At 69.7% G+C, this 16,797-nt stretch carries 17 protein-coding genes and 2 pseudogenes; 12 read left to right on the top strand and 7 right to left on the bottom strand.

Translation table 11 applies throughout. From position 1 onward, the window contains the following. Positions 1–110 precede the first annotated feature (110 nt). Complete coding sequence (locus tag LNK82_RS00080) at positions 111–1,445, top strand: DUF6351 family protein (protein WP_230564790.1); 1,335 nt, start codon at positions 111–113, stop codon at positions 1,443–1,445. 133 nt (positions 1,446–1,578) lie between these two features. Next, the gene (locus LNK82_RS00075) at positions 1,579–2,037 is read left to right on the top strand and encodes a hypothetical protein (RefSeq protein ID WP_230564789.1); all 459 of its coding nucleotides are present in this window, start codon (positions 1,579–1,581) and stop codon (positions 2,035–2,037) included. A gap of 50 nt (positions 2,038–2,087) precedes the next feature. On the opposite strand, the gene LNK82_RS00070 is transcribed toward LNK82_RS00075, so the two are convergent. Then, the gene (locus tag LNK82_RS00070; protein ID WP_230564788.1) at positions 2,088–2,849 is read right to left on the bottom strand and encodes a transposase family protein; all 762 of its coding nucleotides are present in this window, start codon (positions 2,847–2,849) and stop codon (positions 2,088–2,090) included. Between the two features lie 245 nt (positions 2,850–3,094). Between LNK82_RS00070 and LNK82_RS00065 the strand changes: the two genes are divergently transcribed. Continuing rightward, a complete protein-coding gene (locus LNK82_RS00065) occupies positions 3,095–3,496 on the top strand; it encodes a hypothetical protein (protein WP_230564787.1) in 402 nt (133 codons plus the stop codon). A 778-nt stretch (positions 3,497–4,274) separates the two neighbouring features. Here the strand turns inward: LNK82_RS00065 and LNK82_RS00060 are convergent. Continuing rightward, positions 4,275–4,775, bottom strand: coding sequence for an ATP-binding protein (locus tag LNK82_RS00060; RefSeq protein WP_230564786.1), 501 nt, complete (start codon positions 4,773–4,775; stop codon positions 4,275–4,277). A 170-nt stretch (positions 4,776–4,945) separates the two neighbouring features. Between LNK82_RS00060 and LNK82_RS00055 the strand changes: the two genes are divergently transcribed. The 6 genes and pseudogenes from LNK82_RS00055 to LNK82_RS48165 form a co-directional block, all read left to right on the top strand. After that, complete coding sequence (locus LNK82_RS00055; RefSeq protein WP_230564785.1) at positions 4,946–5,266, top strand: ATP-binding protein; 321 nt, start codon at positions 4,946–4,948, stop codon at positions 5,264–5,266. Between the two features lie 165 nt (positions 5,267–5,431). Continuing rightward, entirely contained in the window at positions 5,432–6,106 is a 675-nt protein-coding gene (locus tag LNK82_RS00050; protein ID WP_230564784.1) for an ATP-binding protein, read from the top strand. Positions 6,107–6,242: 136 nt separating this feature from the next. Next, positions 6,243–6,632 carry an STAS domain-containing protein gene (locus LNK82_RS00045; protein ID WP_230564783.1) on the top strand — a complete coding sequence of 130 codons (390 nt, stop codon included), beginning with the start codon at positions 6,243–6,245 and terminating at the stop codon, positions 6,630–6,632. Between the two features lie 126 nt (positions 6,633–6,758). Further along, positions 6,759–7,286, top strand: a complete 528-nt coding sequence (locus LNK82_RS00040) for an ATP-binding protein (protein ID WP_230564782.1) — start codon at positions 6,759–6,761, stop codon at positions 7,284–7,286. Positions 7,287–8,199: 913 nt separating this feature from the next. Beyond that, positions 8,200–8,556, top strand: coding sequence for a MerR family transcriptional regulator (locus LNK82_RS00035; protein WP_230564781.1), 357 nt, complete (start codon positions 8,200–8,202; stop codon positions 8,554–8,556). A 129-nt stretch (positions 8,557–8,685) separates the two neighbouring features. Then, positions 8,686–9,276 (top strand): annotated as a pseudogene (locus LNK82_RS48165) (hypothetical protein); the annotation flags it as partial. Positions 9,277–9,784: 508 nt separating this feature from the next. On the opposite strand, the gene LNK82_RS00030 reads toward LNK82_RS48165, so the two are convergent. Further along, positions 9,785–10,999: a PP2C family protein-serine/threonine phosphatase gene (locus tag LNK82_RS00030; protein WP_230564780.1), complete on the bottom strand. Its 1,215-nt coding sequence runs from the start codon at positions 10,997–10,999 to the stop codon at positions 9,785–9,787. A gap of 486 nt (positions 11,000–11,485) precedes the next feature. Beyond that, a complete protein-coding gene (locus LNK82_RS00025) occupies positions 11,486–11,929 on the bottom strand; it encodes a response regulator (protein ID WP_230565124.1) in 444 nt (147 codons plus the stop codon). A gap of 58 nt (positions 11,930–11,987) precedes the next feature. Between LNK82_RS00025 and LNK82_RS48160 the strand changes: the two genes are divergently transcribed. From LNK82_RS48160 to LNK82_RS48155, 3 genes are all read left to right on the top strand, one after another. Continuing rightward, entirely contained in the window at positions 11,988–12,656 is a 669-nt protein-coding gene (locus LNK82_RS48160; RefSeq protein WP_268995561.1) for a recombinase family protein, read from the top strand. An 80-nt stretch (positions 12,657–12,736) separates the two neighbouring features. Continuing rightward, entirely contained in the window at positions 12,737–14,077 is a 1,341-nt protein-coding gene (locus LNK82_RS00015; protein ID WP_230564778.1) for a hypothetical protein, read from the top strand. Then, positions 14,074–14,412, top strand: a complete 339-nt coding sequence (locus tag LNK82_RS48155) for a helix-turn-helix domain-containing protein (protein ID WP_372470386.1) — start codon at positions 14,074–14,076, stop codon at positions 14,410–14,412. Before LNK82_RS00015 ends, LNK82_RS48155 begins: the two co-directional genes overlap by 4 nt. A 4-nt stretch (positions 14,413–14,416) precedes the next feature. Here LNK82_RS48155 and LNK82_RS00010 read toward each other — a convergent pair. The 3 genes and pseudogenes from LNK82_RS00010 to LNK82_RS47450 all read right to left on the bottom strand — a co-directional run. Further along, positions 14,417–14,911: pseudogene (locus LNK82_RS00010) on the bottom strand (IS701 family transposase); the annotation flags it as partial. 107 nt (positions 14,912–15,018) lie between these two features. Further along, positions 15,019–15,387, bottom strand: coding sequence for a peptidase inhibitor family I36 protein (locus LNK82_RS48150; RefSeq protein ID WP_372470384.1), 369 nt, complete (start codon positions 15,385–15,387; stop codon positions 15,019–15,021). A gap of 257 nt (positions 15,388–15,644) precedes the next feature. After that, positions 15,645–16,658, bottom strand: coding sequence for an ArsR/SmtB family transcription factor (locus tag LNK82_RS47450; RefSeq protein WP_230564777.1), 1,014 nt, complete (start codon positions 16,656–16,658; stop codon positions 15,645–15,647). Positions 16,659–16,797 lie beyond the last annotated feature (139 nt).

Genomic DNA, 16,797 nt, shown 5'->3' with positions numbered 1-16,797 from the left:
GCGTCGGTGTACGCGTCCGATCTGGAAGGAGACTACGTCGGCAGGCGTAGGTGCGGGGCGCGCTCTCCGACGGATGCCGCGCTTGTCGTCCGACGGAGAGCATCAGCGCCATGTTGCTCACCGGAACACTTGTCGCCGCACTGGCTTTCGCCGGTGTCGCGCCCACCGAGGAAGTGCGCGTCCACACCGGCGTCATCAACGGCGCTCCCTACCGCGTCGAGGTGCCGCCCGACTGGAACGGCACGGTGCTGCTCTACAACCACGGCTTCTACTCGTTCGGGTACACACCCGCGGAGGTGGAGTTGACCAACCAGCCCCAGGCGAAGGCGCCCCTGCTCGCCGAGGGCTACGCCTTGGCCGCGTCCCAGTACGCCAACCCGCACGGCTACTCCGTCCCCGACGCGTTACGCGACCAGACGGCGCTGCTGGACTGGTTCCACGACCACGTGGGCACGCCACGCCGGGTGCTGACGTGGGGTGAGTCCGGCGGTGGCCTGACGTCCGTGCTGCTGGCTGAGCACGACCCGCACCGGATCGACGGCGTGCTCGCGATGTGCGGACCGGTCGGCGGTGGTGTCGCGCTGTTCGACCAGCTGCTGGACCTGGCCTTCACCGTGCGGACGCTGCTCGCACCGGAGCTGGAGGTGGTGCGGCTGACCGATCCCATCGCCAACGAGGCCAAGGCGGCGGAGGTGCTGCGCGCGGCGAAAAGCACGCCGGAGGGGCGGGCGCGCCTGGCGTTGGCCAACGCGTTCGCGAGCGTGCCGGGCTGGTCGCGTTCGTTGCAACCGCGGTCGACCGACGTCGCCGAGCAGGTCGGCCAGCAGGCGAAGTACGACGAGACCATCGTGCTGGCGCTGGCGTGGGGCACGAAGCGGGCCGACATCGAGGCGCGGGCGGGCGGCAACCCCAGCGACAACGTCGGCGTCGACTACCGCGACCTGCTCCGACGTTCCGGCGAACGGGACCTGGCGCGGCAGGCGTACCGGGACGCGGGGCTGGACCTGTCGGCCGACCTGGACCGGCTGGCCGCCGCGCCGCGCATCACCGCCGACGCCCACGCCGTCCGGTGGCTGACCCGCTACGGCTCGCCGACCGGCCGCGGGACGGCCCCCGTCGCCACGCTGCACCCCGTCGGCGACGTCGTGGCGACCGGGCATGAGCGCGCTTACGCCGAGAAGGTCGACCCCGCGCGGCTGCGGCAGCTGTACGTGGACCGCGGCGGGCACTGCACGCACACGGCGGCCGAGGAACTGGTCGCGTTGGGCGTGCTCGTGGACCGGGTCGAGACCGGGCGGTGGCCGACCACCGCACCGCACCGGTTGAACGCCGCCGCCGGCCGTTACGGTCCGGAGCTGCGGTTCCTGTTCGACTGGACGGTGAACGAGTCGGGCACCGCGGAGCCGGGATTCGTCCGCCACCACCCCGCGCCCCTGACCAGGTGACACGACGGCTGGACCACACCGTGGTCCAGCCGTGCGACGTCCTGCGGCGGGCTGGGCCGTTCCGCTTGTTAGCACCCCTCGCGATGCTCGGCGCGGGACCGGCACTGGACGTCCCGCGAACGAGGAGAACCACATGATCAGCATTCGACGCGCGATCGCGGCCGCCGCACTGGCCCTGCCCCTGGGTGCGGTGGTCGGCGCCCCCGCGGCGTCCGCCAGTACCGAGGCCGCTTGGGCAGACGACCACTTCAGCCTGTGCGTGCCCGACTCCGCCGGTTGTCACCGCTACACCTATGGCTCGATCGTCTGGGGCAACCGGACTGCGAGCATCAGCGGCATCGTGGCCAACGAGTACTCGAGCGGGTTCGTGACGGCCTACTTCGAGGCGTACGCCGGCTCGACCAAGATCGACAGTGGCATCCGGACGGCGCACAGCGGCACGCGCGGCTTCCCGATCACCGAACCACTGGCGGGACTGACCCTTCGCCGAATCCATCCCCGACCGCCGGCCGGACAGCCCATCGAGGCTCCGGCGGCGGTCGGGGACTGGTGGGGCGCAGCAGGTTCACGAGTCGCCGCGCCCCTCAGTTGAGTCACTATAATTACTTCAGTATTGACAGAATGATTGAGCCTTTTCCAACCTCATTCAGCGTTGAGGTGGAGTGCGAGGACGGCTCGGGTCAGGTCGGTGATGCGGGTGGTTGAGCAGCGGAGTCTGCGCAGCAGTCGCCATGCCTTGAGGATCGAGACAGCTCGTTCTCCCACCCCACGGGTGCGAGCGTGGGAGCGGTTGACCGCCTGCTGTCCGGGCGAGAAGTTGTGCCATCTGCCGCGGTAGGGGACGCGGATCGCTCCGCCGGCACCTTGGTAGGCCTTGTCCGCCCAGCGCGGGATGTCCGCTCCGGCCAAGGCGTCGACGATGCCGTGGGCGCGGGCCGCGGTCAGGTGGTGGGCGGAGCCGGGCAGCGCGGGTGAGGTCCACAGCAGGCGCCCGGCCGGATCGGCCAAGACTTGGGCGTTCATGCCGTGGCGCTGGTGTTGTCCCGAGTAGTACGGTCGGTCGGCGGCGATCCGGTCGATGCGTAGCAGGGTGCCGTCGACGATGACGTAGGCCCTGCGCGAGGCGACTTTCACCGCGTCGGCCAGGTCCGGTGCCAGTGCGGCCAGCAGGGCGACCGCCTCGTGTATGGAGCGGCAGACGGTAGCCAGGCCGACGTCAAAGCCCGCGGTCAGGCGGGTGTAGGTGTCGCCGCAACGCAGATGCGCCAGCACCAGCAGGGCCTGGCGTCCTGGGTCGAGCCTGCACCACCTGCTGCCGATCCGGCGCCGGTGCGCGGTCAGTCCCCGTGCCAGGAACCGGAGGTGTGAACTGGACAGGTCGATCGCGGATGGGTAGACAAGCACTCGAAGCTCCTGGCAAAGGCCTTGCTCTTGGTCGAGAAGTCATCTACCAGGAGCTTCGCCACGTCTCCACCATGGTCACCGCTGGCCCCGCCAGTTGGAAAGGGCTCAATGCGGAAGGCCTGCCCGGAGTTGATTCTCCCGACGAATCGCACCTGCGGCACCCGTTCGGCTGAATACCTATGTGCATTTTTCGGATAACGTCGGTCCGCGTCATCGCGTTCGAACTTTCCAAAAAGGAGAACCGCGTGAAGAAGATCGACGTCCGCGCCCTCTTCGGTGCGGTCCTGGTCGCACTGATCATGCTCGGGACCTCGGGGATCGCTTCTGCGAGCGATCAGCAGTGGTCAGCGAGCAGCGGAGGCGTCGTCCGGGTCTCCGCCAACTTCGACGACGCGGCGAATCGCGTTTACGTGCACGACGCCCTGACCGACAACGGCTATGCGCGCATGGACATCTGGCGAGTGGGCAACATCGGGGGCACGCACGTCATCTGCCGGGCCGGCTCCGACGGCGAGGGCGGGCTGCCGAAGAACGCGAACTGCCCTCTGATCTGGGTGGAGGACACACATCTGAAGGGTGAGCTGTGCTGGCACAACGACAGCCTGGGGAACCGCGCCTGCAGCGCGATCAAGGAGTTCCACAGCTGATCGCCCGACCAGGCGGCGGGACGCCGGTCGAGCGGGTGCAGGTCAGAAACGGGGCGGCTGCCGTTTCGGGATGATCCGTGTCGCTCGCTGATCATGCGTCCGGGCACACCTCGGGCACACGTCGAGCACAGTCTGTTGGCACCTAAAAGCGTCGGTCAGAGATGGCGTTGAGGTCAGTCAATGCCGTAGAGGGCGTAGACCTTGATCGTGTTCTCGCCGGTCAGCTCCTCCTCGGCGTAGCGAGCAGTCCGGCGACCAGAATGACCTCGTCCGTGGGGTTCGCCTCGGCGGGCACGGGTGGGTTCGGGGTCGACCTGGCCGTGGGCCGCTCGTCGGGGCGCTCACCCGGGCAACCGTGTTGAGCGCCCGGACCGTGCCGTACGCGGTGCTGGCTGTCGGGTGGTGGCCCTCTGCGCCGATCGCCGTGTGCATTGCGATGACCGCTCAGGCATGACGGTCTTAAGCCTTGGACACGATCCCGCCGAGTGGGCTGGCGCGTCGCCACTGCCGGACCGGCTGACACGCCAGGCCACCGTCACCACCGTCACGCATGCCATCTGTCCGGCAAATAGGTCATGCCAGTGGTGGCACAGTCATGCCGCTCGACTCGGTCAGGTCCGCGCCTGCTCCGGGCGAATGTCCACCGGCTGCCCGGGATTCCGGCTCTGCGGGCAGCCCTCGCAGGACCTCGGCGGTGCTCTCGTCGGTCACCTCGGCCTCGCCGTCCGCAAGGGTCGCACCGGGTCGTGGATGACGGGCTGCGTGCGGGGAGTGCCGGTCAGCTCATCGCGCCGGACGCGGCTCCTGCCGCACGGCCGACCAGCTCGGCCCACACGGTCTTGCCCGTCGGGTGGACGTCGACTCCCCATCGACGCGCCAAGCCGTCGACCAGGACCAGGCCGGAGCCGCGCGTCCCGTCCCTCCGCGAGGCTCCCGGGGCGGGCACCTCGCGGCACGCGTCCCGGACCTCGACCCGCGCCGCCGACGAGGCCGTCGACCTCCAGACCCTGATCTCGACCGGGGACCGCCCGTGGTCGTGGGCGTTGGCCGCCAGTTCCGCGAGGACCAACCAGACCTTCTCCGCGCATTCCCGATCTTCCCGGTACAACGCCGCCCTCACCCACTGCCGCAGCTCGTGCGACGGCATTCGCGACGCCGGCAGGTCCACGCTCAGCACGAGCCGGCCGCGGTCACCCCCACGTCCGTCGTCCTGCGCCCTGGACCCGACCCGCTCGACCGCACCCATGGCCCCGACGTACCCGAGGACCCGGATCTCCACACCAACTCCCGAGGCACCTATCGCCGCAGTGATGACCAGCGGGTATAAGATGCCGTATCTGTGCCTTGTGAGGCCACAGGCATTGAGGGCGTGCAGTGAACACTGTCGATCTTCCGCGAAAGAGCGTCGATCTCGACCTGTCCGACAGCCGCCCGTCCACAGCAGCCCTGATGGGACTGGTCGCCGGCATGGGGACCGGTGTCGGTGGCGATCGGCTCGTGGACGTCCAGGTCGTCGCCGCGCAGCTGGTCGGCAACGCCTACCGGCACGCCCGAGCACCGCGGCGGTTGCGGATGTACCGGTTGCCCGACCGCGATCTGGTGCGGATCGAGGTGGGCGACGGCAGCCCGAGCCTGTTGCCGGTCCTGGGCAGGTTGGACGCACCCGAGCACGGCCGCGGTCTGCTCATGGTCAACCGGCTGTCGGTCAACTGGGGACATCTGCGTGACGACGACCGGAAAACCGTCTGGGCCGAGGTCCGACTGGCCTGAGCCGTTCGCGCGAACACCGCGGCCGGAGCCGGCCGGTGGGCGTGAGCACTTCGGCTACCGGTCCGAGCCCGGTCACAGTCGCACCGTACGCGCATTCACCTCGTCGGGGACCGCGCGCGTCCGCGCCGTCGCTGCTACTCGGCCTCCGGCGCGGTGGACGATCGGGTGCGTGACCTGCGCGGGATCGCGGGCATCGACCGGGCGCTGCGGGAAGGTGCGGCCCAGGTCACCTCCCCTGGGAGCGGCCTACCCGGTCGGCAGGGTGGCCGATCCGCAGCGCAGGTCCTGGCCCGCGCCGAACCGGTCGCAGCCGGATCGACTCCGGGAACCGCAGCGGATGACCGCAGGCGGGGCGATACGGCGCCAATCGGGCAACCGCAGTCTGTCGGGGGTCGCAACAATCCGGGACAGGGGGCTTCACCGTGGCCGGATCCCTCTGATCCCGAACCGCTGCGGTTCGACGCCGACCGGCCCGATGCCCCGACCGCGGCGGACGTGCGCCGCTGGGTCACTCGCGTCCTGCCCGAGTTGGACGAAGACCACCTGTCGGATGTCCTGCTCGTCGCCACGGAGTTGGTCAGCAATGGCTTCGACCACGCTCCCGGTCCGGCACTCGTCCGGGTGTTCCACGCTCCGGACCCGTGCAGGGTCTACGTCGAGGTGGACGTCACCTCGGAATTCCCGCCGGTATCAGGGCGGTCGAGCATCGCCGACACCAGGGGACGGGGCGTGGCGATGGTGGCGGTGTATTCCGGGGATCGGGGTGTGCGCCGGCGTGCCGAGGGTGGCGAGACGGTGTGGGCGGTGCTCGCCTGCGACAGCTCCACCTGCGGCCGCTGATTCGTTCGTCCGAGCAGTCCGTCCACATCTGATCGGGCGTGCGGTCGGGGTGGATGCGGTGGCGTTGCTCGGCTTTCAACGGGTGACGTAACTCGAAGCGACCCGCTTGCCCGACAGGATCAGGAGGAACGCTCACGTGAAGATCGACAACACCGCTGGAGGAGCGGTCCCCGAGCCGGGCGGGGGAGCGGTGCGCGTACTGGGACAGGGCGACCACGTCGAGCCAGCCGTCACCGTGCGGACCACCGACCACGACGGGTGTCCGGTCACCGCGGTGGCCGGTGAGATCGACTCGCACAGCGTGACCCCGGTCGAGGTCGAACTGAGCGCCCAACTGGACAGACGGCCCGGTGCACTGGTCCTCGACCTGAACGCGGTCGGCTTCATGGCCTCGGCGGGTGTCACGATGCTCCTCAACGCCCACCACCACGCCGCGGCCAACGGCGTGAGCCTGGCGGTGGTAGCTCGAGGAAGCAGATCGAGCGAACCGGGTGGGATCGAGGGCTGGGGCGTTGTCCGCAGTTGATGGCTGGTCGGGACAGACGTGCGTCGAGCATTGCCTCGCAGCGGGCGAGGACTGCCGCGCGTTCCGGAATTGGACCGAATGGCTCAACCGGGTATGGAGTGGACGGGTTTCGGGCAACCCGGTCCGGTGACCGACGCCAGTTCCGCCTCTGATCACCCCTCGACCGGGGACCTTCCGGACGCGGACGCCGCGACCGGGTCGCGCGAGGCGACGACGATCCCGCAGGACGAGCGCGGCGCGGACGGCCACGCCGAAGAGGGACAGACAGCCGGCCAGGTGGAGATCGACACCTCGTTGCAGTGCGACAACCTCGCTGCCGTGCGCGAGCGCGTCGACGAGGCGCTGCACATGCACGACGAGGGCTTCGTCCACGACGCGCGGCTGGTGGCGACGGAATTGGCCTCCAACGCCTGTGACCACGCCGACGATCCCCGGCACTTGGTGCTGCGCCGCGAGGTCCACCCGGACCGCGGGCCCGAGCTCGTCGTCGAGGTCCGTGACGCGACCCCGGACCGCGCCCCGGTCGTCGGCGCCTCCAGCATCGGCCCGAACCGGGGCAACGGCATGAAGATGGTCGAGACGATCTGCAACGACTGGGGCGTGCACCACGAGGAGGACCGGAAAATCGTCTGGGCCCGCCTCCCCATGCCCTGAACGATCCACACGCACCCCGTCCGAACGGCCATCCTCAGGTGTGCCGGACCGGGCGTCCGGTCGGAAACCGGGCGATCGGGCGTGGGTGTTCGGGTCCAGGCAGGCGAGTCGCGCGAACGCCGAGTCGTCGATCTCGCGGGGGAGTGGGCGCACATCGCGCCGGTCGTGACCGCAGTGGTCTTGGCGGCCGGGCGAGCCCGCCGACCACGCAGATCGGGCATCCCCGCAGGTAAGCGCATACGGGTCACTCGGTCGAGCAAATCTATGATCGCTGGAGTAGACATTCGCATGCCGGTGTGTGTAGTGTTCTCCTTGTCGAACAGAAGAGAATGTCCTATCGGCGCGGGAGAGGACGAACTACCCGCGTGTTGGGAGCAGGACGGCCTCGCCGGGCGGAAGCAGTAGTAGAAGGTTCCGCGGGCGAAGCCAAGGATGGTCGGCACAGGTAGTACCGGGAGCACGACCGCAATACGCTCGACAGCATTTCGCACGTCCCCGGGCCGACAGTCAGCAGTGGAAGTAGCAGCATCGGTCAGGCGCGCTGGAGCCGATCAGTGGAAGGGTTCCGGCACGGTGGCCGCAGGCGGTCGGTGAGGTGAGCCGGAGTGTTCGAAGAGCCCGGCGCCGACCGTCGAAGCAGTACAAGCAAGGTATGGATCGACAGAGAAGGGAAGGGTTGCACGCCATCGGATCGCCTGCCTCGGAGTGAAGTCGTCCGGGTGGGTACCGCACTCCAGATCGATTGGATGGTGGTTTCCGGTTACGTACATGCGATCCCCGCGTCGTCCGGAGTTCGTGCGGATGGCGTGGACACGACAAACCGGTCCCAGGACCGGTTGGTGGAAGTGAACCCGTAACCCCAGGGGCCCGGCGCAGAGATGGCGCCGGGCCCCTCTTCGCGCGCGGAGGTGCGATGACCCCAGAGACGGTCGAGCCGCAGCCGGCGGCCGACAAGTTCGACGACGACCACTACCCCGCCTACACGATGGGCGGTGCCGCCGAGATGCTCGGCACCACGCCGGGGTTCCTGCGCAGGCTGGACGAGGCGAAGCTGATCCGGCCCCGACGTTCCCCGGGCGGGCACCGCCGCTACTCCCGCCACCAGTTGCGCATCGCCGCCCGCGTCCGGGAACTCGTCGACCAGGGCATCGGACTGGACGCCGCGTGCCGCATCGTCACCCTGGAGGACCAACTCCGGGAAGCACGCGAACTCAACGACACGCTCTCGCTGCCACTCGGACAGGACTACCCGCCACTGCGTGGCGTGTGAAGCAGGCAGGACCGGGGCGTCGACCGTCGATCGAGCAACCTCCGGCAGGGCATCGGGCCAATCGCGCCGACCGCCCCCTCGACGTCCCGAATCCCTCCGCCCGCACCAGCCACCGGAACACCGCGCAGTATGCGACTGCGCTGGCCCGGACGTGGAGGAGCAGGCATTCGCGCAGGTCGCGTGCAAGCACTCGAACACCTGCTCCGTGATGATCGGTCCCGTCCGCCGCGGCGGTGGTCGACCGTGTGCCCGTCCTGGGCGGAGAGGCGGACATGTCCACCCGCAAGCCGTTCGCTCCTATTCGGACCGAGCCGAACCGCGATCGCGCGACGGGTAGGGGAAGCCGGTCGCATGGCCACCCTGGAAGCGCTGTCCTCGGCAGGGGTTCATCCACCCCGCCTTCTTCTACGCCTCCGACGAGGAGTCGTGGAGACCCTCGTGCCCTTCGTCCTCGACGGCCTGATCGCGGAACAGCCCGTCGCCGTGGCGGTCCCCAAGTCACGGATGAGACTGCTGCACGACGTTCTGGGCGACGCCGCTCCCCACGTGGCGATGCTGCGACATGCGGGTCGCCGGCCGCAACCCCGGCCGGATCATCCCCTCCCTGCTGCACCGGTTCACCGACACCCACGTCAGAGGCCACGTGAGCATCATCGGCGAACGATCTGGGCCGACCGCACCGACGCGGAGTACCCCGCGTGCTCCCAGCACGAAGCACTGATCAATCTGGCGTTCACCCGACGGGACGTCACCGTCCTCTGCCCGTACGACACCTCGACCCGCGCGCCCTGCTCACCCACCCTGCGGTGTAGCACGGCGCCCAATGCGGCGCCGGCGGCCGGTACGACCCCGACGCCATCGTCAGCCGGTACAGCCAACCGTTCGACATCGCCCCTCATACCGAAGGGCTTCCCCGTGACTGCCACCGCGGACATCCGCGGCGCACGCGGGTTCGCCGTCGCGCGAGCTCAGCGGCTGGGGCTCGCCGCCGAGCGAGTCGCCGACCTCGAGCCGATCGCCACCGAACTGGTCACCAACGGCCTCCGTCACACCGGAGCCGGTTACCGGTTGATGATCTGCCACGACAACGGCCAGGTGGTCTGCGCGGTCGAGGACAGCGGACACTTGGGGGATCCCCTCGTCGGGGCAAGGGGGCGGTCGTGGGCTGCTTCTGGTCAACCAGTTCGCCGGCCTGGTCCGAACGCACACCAGCGCTCACGGAACGACGTCAAGCAGGTGAGGCGGTGTCTGTGTCGGCGCCGTTGTCGGCGTGGCGTTCGGTGCGGTTGGTCCCGTGCCAGTCCAGGCAGAGCACGGTGGCGTCGTCCCGGAGGTGGTCGCCGCAGGCGTGGCGCACCGCTCTGGTGACCGCCCGCACCACCTCCCTGGCATGCAGCCCGGCGGTGTCGCGGATCAGCGCGGGCAGGTCAGCGTCGGCGGCGTCGCGTTCGAACATGCCGTCGGTGATCAGCACCAGCCGGTCGCCGGGGCGCAGGTCGAGCCGCTGCACCCGATACCGTTGGTGCGGCAGGACGCCGAAAAGCAGGTCGATCTCCAGCTCGACCGGGCGCACCACGCCGTCGCGCAGCAGCAGCGGCGCGGGATGACCGGCGTTGACCAGCTCGGACCGTCCCCGTTGCAGATCCAGGCGCAGCAGCAGCCCGGTCGCCAGCGATCCCCCGCCGTGCTCCAGCAACGCCTGGTTCGCTCGTCGCGCCTGCTCGGCCACGTCATGACCGGCCCGGCGGGCCCCGCGCAGCGCGCCGACCAGCAGGGTCGCGGTCAGCGCCGAGGCCACGTCGTGTCCGACGGCGTCGGTCATCGACAGGTGCAGGGTGTCCCGGTCCAGGGTGTAGTCGTAGGTGTCGCCACCGATGTCGTCGGCGGGCACCAAGGCGCCCGCGACGGTGAACTGGGCGGCTTCGCAGCAGGACGCCGAGGGCAGCAGCTGGTGCTGGATTTCCGCGGCCAGGCTCATCGTGGTGGTGCGCCGGCCGGAGTGGTAGAGGTCGGTGAAGCGGCGGTCGGCGACGATGACGTAGGCCAGCGCGTGCGCCGCCTCCGACAGCTGCGCCAGCACCTCGTCATCGAAGGAGGGCACGGTCACCTCCAGCACGCCGACGCAGTCGCCGCGGTTGGTCACCGGCAGCACCACCCGCACCTCGTCGCCGTCCCGCTCCTGCCACGGCCGCTGGGTGCGCAGCACCTCTTCGTAGGCGCTGTCCCGCAGGCGGACGTGCGCCGCACCCCACTCGCCGGGGTCCTGCGCCGTCGAGGTCAGCCGCACCAAGTGCTCGTCGACGAGGTCGACCAGCAGGAACGACACGTCGAAGGCCCCGACCCGCTTCGCCAGGTCACGCGCGACCACCTCGACCGAATCCGCCGGCGGTGCGCTTTCGGCTGCCGCCAGCACATCACCCGGTTTCAACACCTCACCGCTCATGCAACCTCCGACGACCAGAAGTCCACCCAACCACAAACCACATCGTCCGGACGCGGCACGCAGCTCTCCGGCGCGGCGGTCGCCCGCCGATGGCGCAGTCCACGGCAAACGTGCTCAGGGCAGGGCGAGCGGTACGACGTCAAGCACGCCCGGCACGGCCACCTCGCGTCGCACGACCGTCGAGGTCAGCACATGGAGGGCCCGTCGGCGTCCAGTATCCGACAGGAGCCTCCAACAGTGCGCCCACCATCGATAGGGCACCCCGCCGGTCACCCTCAGCGCCATTTCTCCACCGTCGGTCTCGGCGACCTCGACGGCACAACGACGCACTCCGGCGCCGGACCTCGCGGTGGTGGCGCTCATCGGAGCGGCCCCTTCGACGGTGCCCTGGTCACCGCGAGGACGCATACGGGCGTGACCCGCTGTTCGTCACCCATGCCGGTGCCAGTCGCCGTGTGCGCTCCTCACTTGGTGGGGTCCGCGCGATCAGCCGGGCCGACGGACCACGGTGCCGAAAAACTCGGTGACCTGCCGCATGACGGCGGCCAGGCCCTCGGCGTCGAGCGGCTTGGCGACATAGGCGTTGGCGTGGGCGCTGTAGCTGGCCGTCACGTCGGCCTCGGCCTGCGAGGAGGTCAGCACCACCACCGGGATCGAGCGCAACGCCTCGCTGGCCTTGACCTGGGCGAGGATTTCGCGGCCATCGAGGCGGGGCAGGTCGAGGTCGAGCAGGACCAGACCCGGTCTGGGGGCGTCTCCGTGGTCGCCGGCGCGCAGCAGGAACGCCAGCGCCTCGTCGCCGTCACGCACCGTGTGTAGCCGCACCGGGCTGCCGGCCAGGGCTTCGGCGACCACGAGCGCATCACCCAGGTCGTCCTCCACCAGCAGCACGTCCAGCACCGCTTCGTGGTCAAATCCCGAGGACCCCATCGCGTTGCTCACTCGATGACTCTATTCGTCGAGCCCAGGGCTGCCGGCCACGCGCCACATGCCGTACCTGCGGGCCCGCGCTTCCGGCACCTCGACGGAGCAGCTGGGTGAGGTGCGTACGGGTACATGCTGGTCGACGCGGGGCCGCATCCGAACCGTGCGGTTGCCCGGTGGGGGCGGCGGGCGTGAAGGTTGGCGCCGGACCGCGGACCGCGCCGCACGTGAAGTGGATGTTCGCCCGGAGGCTGGAGGGGATGTCGATCTCGGGGATTGCCCGGGCTCTCAACGAGCGGGTGTGCCGTGTCCGTCGGCGGTTGATCCGGGTCGTAATCGGCACCGGTCGGGGGAGGGGTGGGGTGCGCCGACGGTGAAGACGATCCTGGAGAACCCGCGTTACACCGGTCGGCAGGCGTGGAACCGGATGACGAACGACCGCGACGAGGTCGACCCGCGCACCGGACGCCCGGGGCAGTTCCCGAACCTGCCGCAGGACTGGGCGATCTCGATGGACATCGCGCACGCGCCGTTGGTGGGTATGCGGGAGTTCACCGAGGCGCAGAAGGTGCGTGCCCGGCGACCGGCGGGTGATGGTGGTCGGCGGGAGTACCCGGATGGTGCTGACCGGCGTCGCGGTGATGGCCTCCCGGATCCTGCGCTACACCTCCGCCCCTGCCTTGGGGCGACGAGGTGCTGGGCGACCTCGCCGACGTCTACCGCGACGCGGTGACCAGCACGCACCGCGAGAACGCCACCCGGCATCGGGCGACCGCCCTCGTGTCGGCGCGTCCGGTGCCGGCCGCGGTCGCGATGACCCGCGCGCTGGACGTGTTCGGCGCGCCCGACGCCGAGGTGGCCGTGCGCGTGCCGGTGTCGCTGCATACGCCGGGTGCCGCCGCGCAGGGCCTGGTCGCCGGGTTCTACTCCCGCCGCGCCACCCCGATCACCAGCACCCTGGAGCGCGTGCTTAGCCAGGCACGGCGGGAGCTGTTCCCGCGCTTGTTGCCGTCGCAGGCACCCACCGCACGGCCCTTCACACCGGACGGGGCACGGCGAGACCTGCTCGGCGCCGAGCAGACCCGCCCGCGTCACGATCGCGGCGCCGCGATTCCGACCGTGTTTTGGCCCTGGTGGACACTGTGCGTCGCGACGCACTGGTGCCGACACCGGCTCACCCGCACCGCGTTCGCCTGCCTCACCCCGGCCAGCGGCACCGCGCTGTCAATCCCCAGGGCCTTGGACCGCCTGCAACCAGAAGCCTCCTGCGGCCACGTCAGCTGGGTCCTGCGGCACCTCCTCGAGGAACCCGCCTGGAACGGCCTGTGCACGGCCCTGACCCGCCTCGCCGCTCACCTCGACGAGCACGGCAGCCCGATCGACTACGACCGGCGCCGCGCCCTCGACTACACCGGCCTGCTGCACGAACAGCGCTGGTCCCTGCTGCTCGACCGCACTGAATTGCGCCACACCCCGGCACTGCTGCGCGTCGTGCGCGGCGTGCTGTTCGAAACCCTCAGCGGCCAGCCCGCCAGCCACGCACCCGCCCACTTCGCGCCCGCCACCACCGAGCAGCGCGACGCCATCTCCGACTTCCCCGCAGTGCTCACCACCCGTCTAACCGGTGAGCTGCGCGCCGTTGCCGCCGAATTTCTTGCCGCACAGGGAATCGACGAGCCGGTGACCTGGCAGCCGCCCACCGAGCTGGCCGACGGCCTCGACCTCCCCGGCCCCTCGCCGGACGCGCTCGCCGCCGGGCCGCTGCACGAACTGCTCGCGGCACGACTGCCACTGCAGCGCGCCGCCACGCACGCCGGTCTGCCGCTGGACGCGGCGCGGTTCCTGCTCGCGCACCAGCCACCCGAGATCACCGGCGGCCCGCATCCCGAACCCGACCTCGCCGCCCAGTTGCCCGCGGAGCTCCTGCGGGATCTCTACGTTCACCGTGGACTGTCCATCTCCGAACTCGCCGCCCGCTACCAGGTCAACCGGCGCCGCATCCGCACCCTCGCCGCCGAGCTCAACGTGCAGTCCGTCACCATCCTGCGTTGGTGCCCTAAGTACGACCTGCCGGTGCGAGCAGTCGGCGGGAACGGGCACCGCAGCGCCCTCTACGACACCAACCAAGCGCCACCTGGACTACGGCCGCGCTGACCGGCTCGCGCCCGTGGAAGCGCCTCGCGGCCTTCGCCCAGCTTCCGCACCACCCCAGCCTGCGCGCAACAGCCGACGCGCTCGGCCTGCACCACAAGACCCTCACCAAGTACATCCAGCGACTCGAACGCGAACTTGGCCAGCCGCTCCTCAACCGCGCACCCGCCGCGCCCTACGCCTACACCACCCTCACCAGCGAAGGCCTCGCCCTCGTTGAAGCTGCCACCGCCTTCCTCGCCGCAGCACCCGCGAGGACCCGCCGTGTGCTCACCCTGTTCACCGGCGAGCCCCGCGCCTGGACGACTCCGGCCGCCTCGAACATTCCACCCCATTGACCCATCGAACGGCGGGTGGGCGTTGAGGTGTAGCCCTGAGGGCGGCTTTCTCGTCGTTCCAGGATTCCGGCAGGAACAACCGCCAGTCGATCGCGGCCGAGGCCCAGTCGGTGACCGCGTGCACGCTCACCCCGATCTGGCAGTTCCCGGTCTTGCCCAGCGCGCCGCAGTACATCCGCGCCACACCGGGAGAGTCCTTGCCGTCCTTGGGAAATCCGGTGTCATCGATGACCAGTGCGTCCGGATCGACGAACCCCGCGGCCCACCCGGCCGGGCGGCGCCGCACCTCGACGTGGTCCCACGTCGAGGTGCTCACGAACTGCTGCAACTGCTGGTGATCGACCCCGAGCCGAGCCGCCACCGGCTGCATCGACTTGCGCTTGCCGTCCAGCATCAACCCACGCAGATACAGCTCGCCCTTCGCCCGTTGATCACGCCGCGCGAACCCGCCGAACATCGACGCGGCGAAGTCCTCGATCACCGGCCGAACCCGAGCCATCTCCTCCGGAGTCACACCACTACTAGGCAAGATCCATCGTCGCAGGTCGAAGGGCACTTCCACGTCTACGCCACGCTCAACCCAGCGGCGTTAGCGAAAGACCCGGGCTAACAGCCGCCTGTCACCCACTTGTGCGAGAGGAAATGCAGTTCGACATGGTCTGCTATGCCCCAATTCTGAGCCAGCCACCAGCCGGTGCCATAGTGATTCGCCGCCGGATACAAACAGACCCCCGAGAAGCTCGAACTTGTTCCACGGTTCAACATCGATCGGACCGGCCGGTCCAGTGCCCATGAGCAAACGACGGTGCCGCTCGTCCAATCCGGATCTTTGTTCGACCATTTGCAAAGAGCGCCCGTTCCACCGTCTCCGTCCCAGACGCAGACATTGCCGCTTGGGCAGTCCCAAGCCGCTGCGCTGGCGGGCGGTGCTGCGACAGCCGCGGCGACGAAGGTGGTGAACGCGATAAGCGTCATCGCCATGGCCGTTCTAACCGGACGTGGCGTGGTTCCTTTCCTGAGCCAGGATGTGAAGGGCTTCATCATAAGTTCCTTCCCCTATTGTGGGCGCCCCCGTGCGAGCCGCACTCCCTGGAGCGTATGGCCTTCGCACGAAGGTAAGCACCCTTCCCTCTCTTCAGTAATGCTCGACGTTTACCCGGAAGCGTCACCCGGTCCCGTCGACGTCGTCAACGACATTCGGCTGCGGCCGAATGAGAGGGCTCGGTGCGCCGTCAGGGTCGCTCGGTCACGGCAGGCAGGTAGTCGTGGTCGAGCAGTGCTATCCCGAGCGCGGTCGGGTGGTGCAGCATCCGGTTGCCGTCCCGGTGGCTGGTGATGAGACCGGCTTGGCGCAGGACGGTGGCGTGCTCGCTGGCGGTGCCCGGCGAGATCCCGACCCGGCGGGCGATGGCGGTGGTGGTCGGGTTCGGGCACTCGGCGATCGTCGCCAGGACCACGGCCCGGGTGGCGCCGATCAACGCGGCGAGCGTGCCCGGATCCCGCCGCGGGTCGGTGACGAGCGCATCGGATTGCTTGGCCACGGAGTAGACCACCACCGGTGGCAGCGTGGGATCGAACATCGTCACCGGCCCGGTGAGGCAGAAGTACGAGGGGACGAGCAGGAGGCCGCGCCCGTTGAGGTGCAGGTCCTGGTCGCGGTGCCCCGGGATGCGCAGCTCGCCCGAGTCCCAGCTCATCGTGGGGCGCATGCCGGCCAACAGGCCTTCGACGCCGCCGTCGGCCAGGGCACGGGCGCGCAGCTGCCGGTCGCGTTCGACGGCCGACTCGATCGTCCGCCGGTAGGGGGTGATCATCAGGTGGTAGCACGTGCGCATGGTTTCGGTGAGTTCGGCGAGCACCGCCGGTTCACCGTGGGCAAGCTCGCGGGCCTCGTCGGGCAAGTGTCGCGTCTGCGCGAGGTGCCGCAGGTCGTGGCCGAGAGAGGACTTCGGAGTGGACCGGATGGCCTCCAGGCCGTGGTCCAGACCGGCCATGGCCGCGCTGGGGTTGAGGAAGTCCGGGAAGTACCCGACGGGCGGGGTCAGCGCCAGCAGCAGGCTCAGCTGGTCGCCCAGCGCGGCCCGCCGGATGGCCGCCGCGGCGGTTCGGCGCCAGTCCCGGAACAACAGGTCTCCTGGTTGCGGCCGGAGCAGGTGCAGGCCCATCACCAGTTCCCAGAGTGGATCCGGAGCGGGCGCGATGCGGGTCCGGGCAACGTCGTCGCGGGTGAAGTGAATCCTGAGCACGCGGTCTCCCCCCCCCGTTACCTTCTTCGTGGTTCCTGATCAAGGAGCTGTGGTCGCCGGGTCCGGCATGACTTACGCCCCCAGTCGAACGCATGATCCGGGGGGTGGTGTCACCGGACCCGGTGGTATCGCCGGACCG

The organism is Saccharothrix luteola (assembly GCF_020859565.1).
Taxonomy (GTDB): Bacteria; Actinomycetota; Actinomycetes; order Mycobacteriales; family Pseudonocardiaceae; genus Actinosynnema; species Actinosynnema luteola.
The sequence above is the reverse complement of the archived record's forward strand: the minus strand, read 5'-3'. Positions and strand labels throughout refer to the sequence as shown.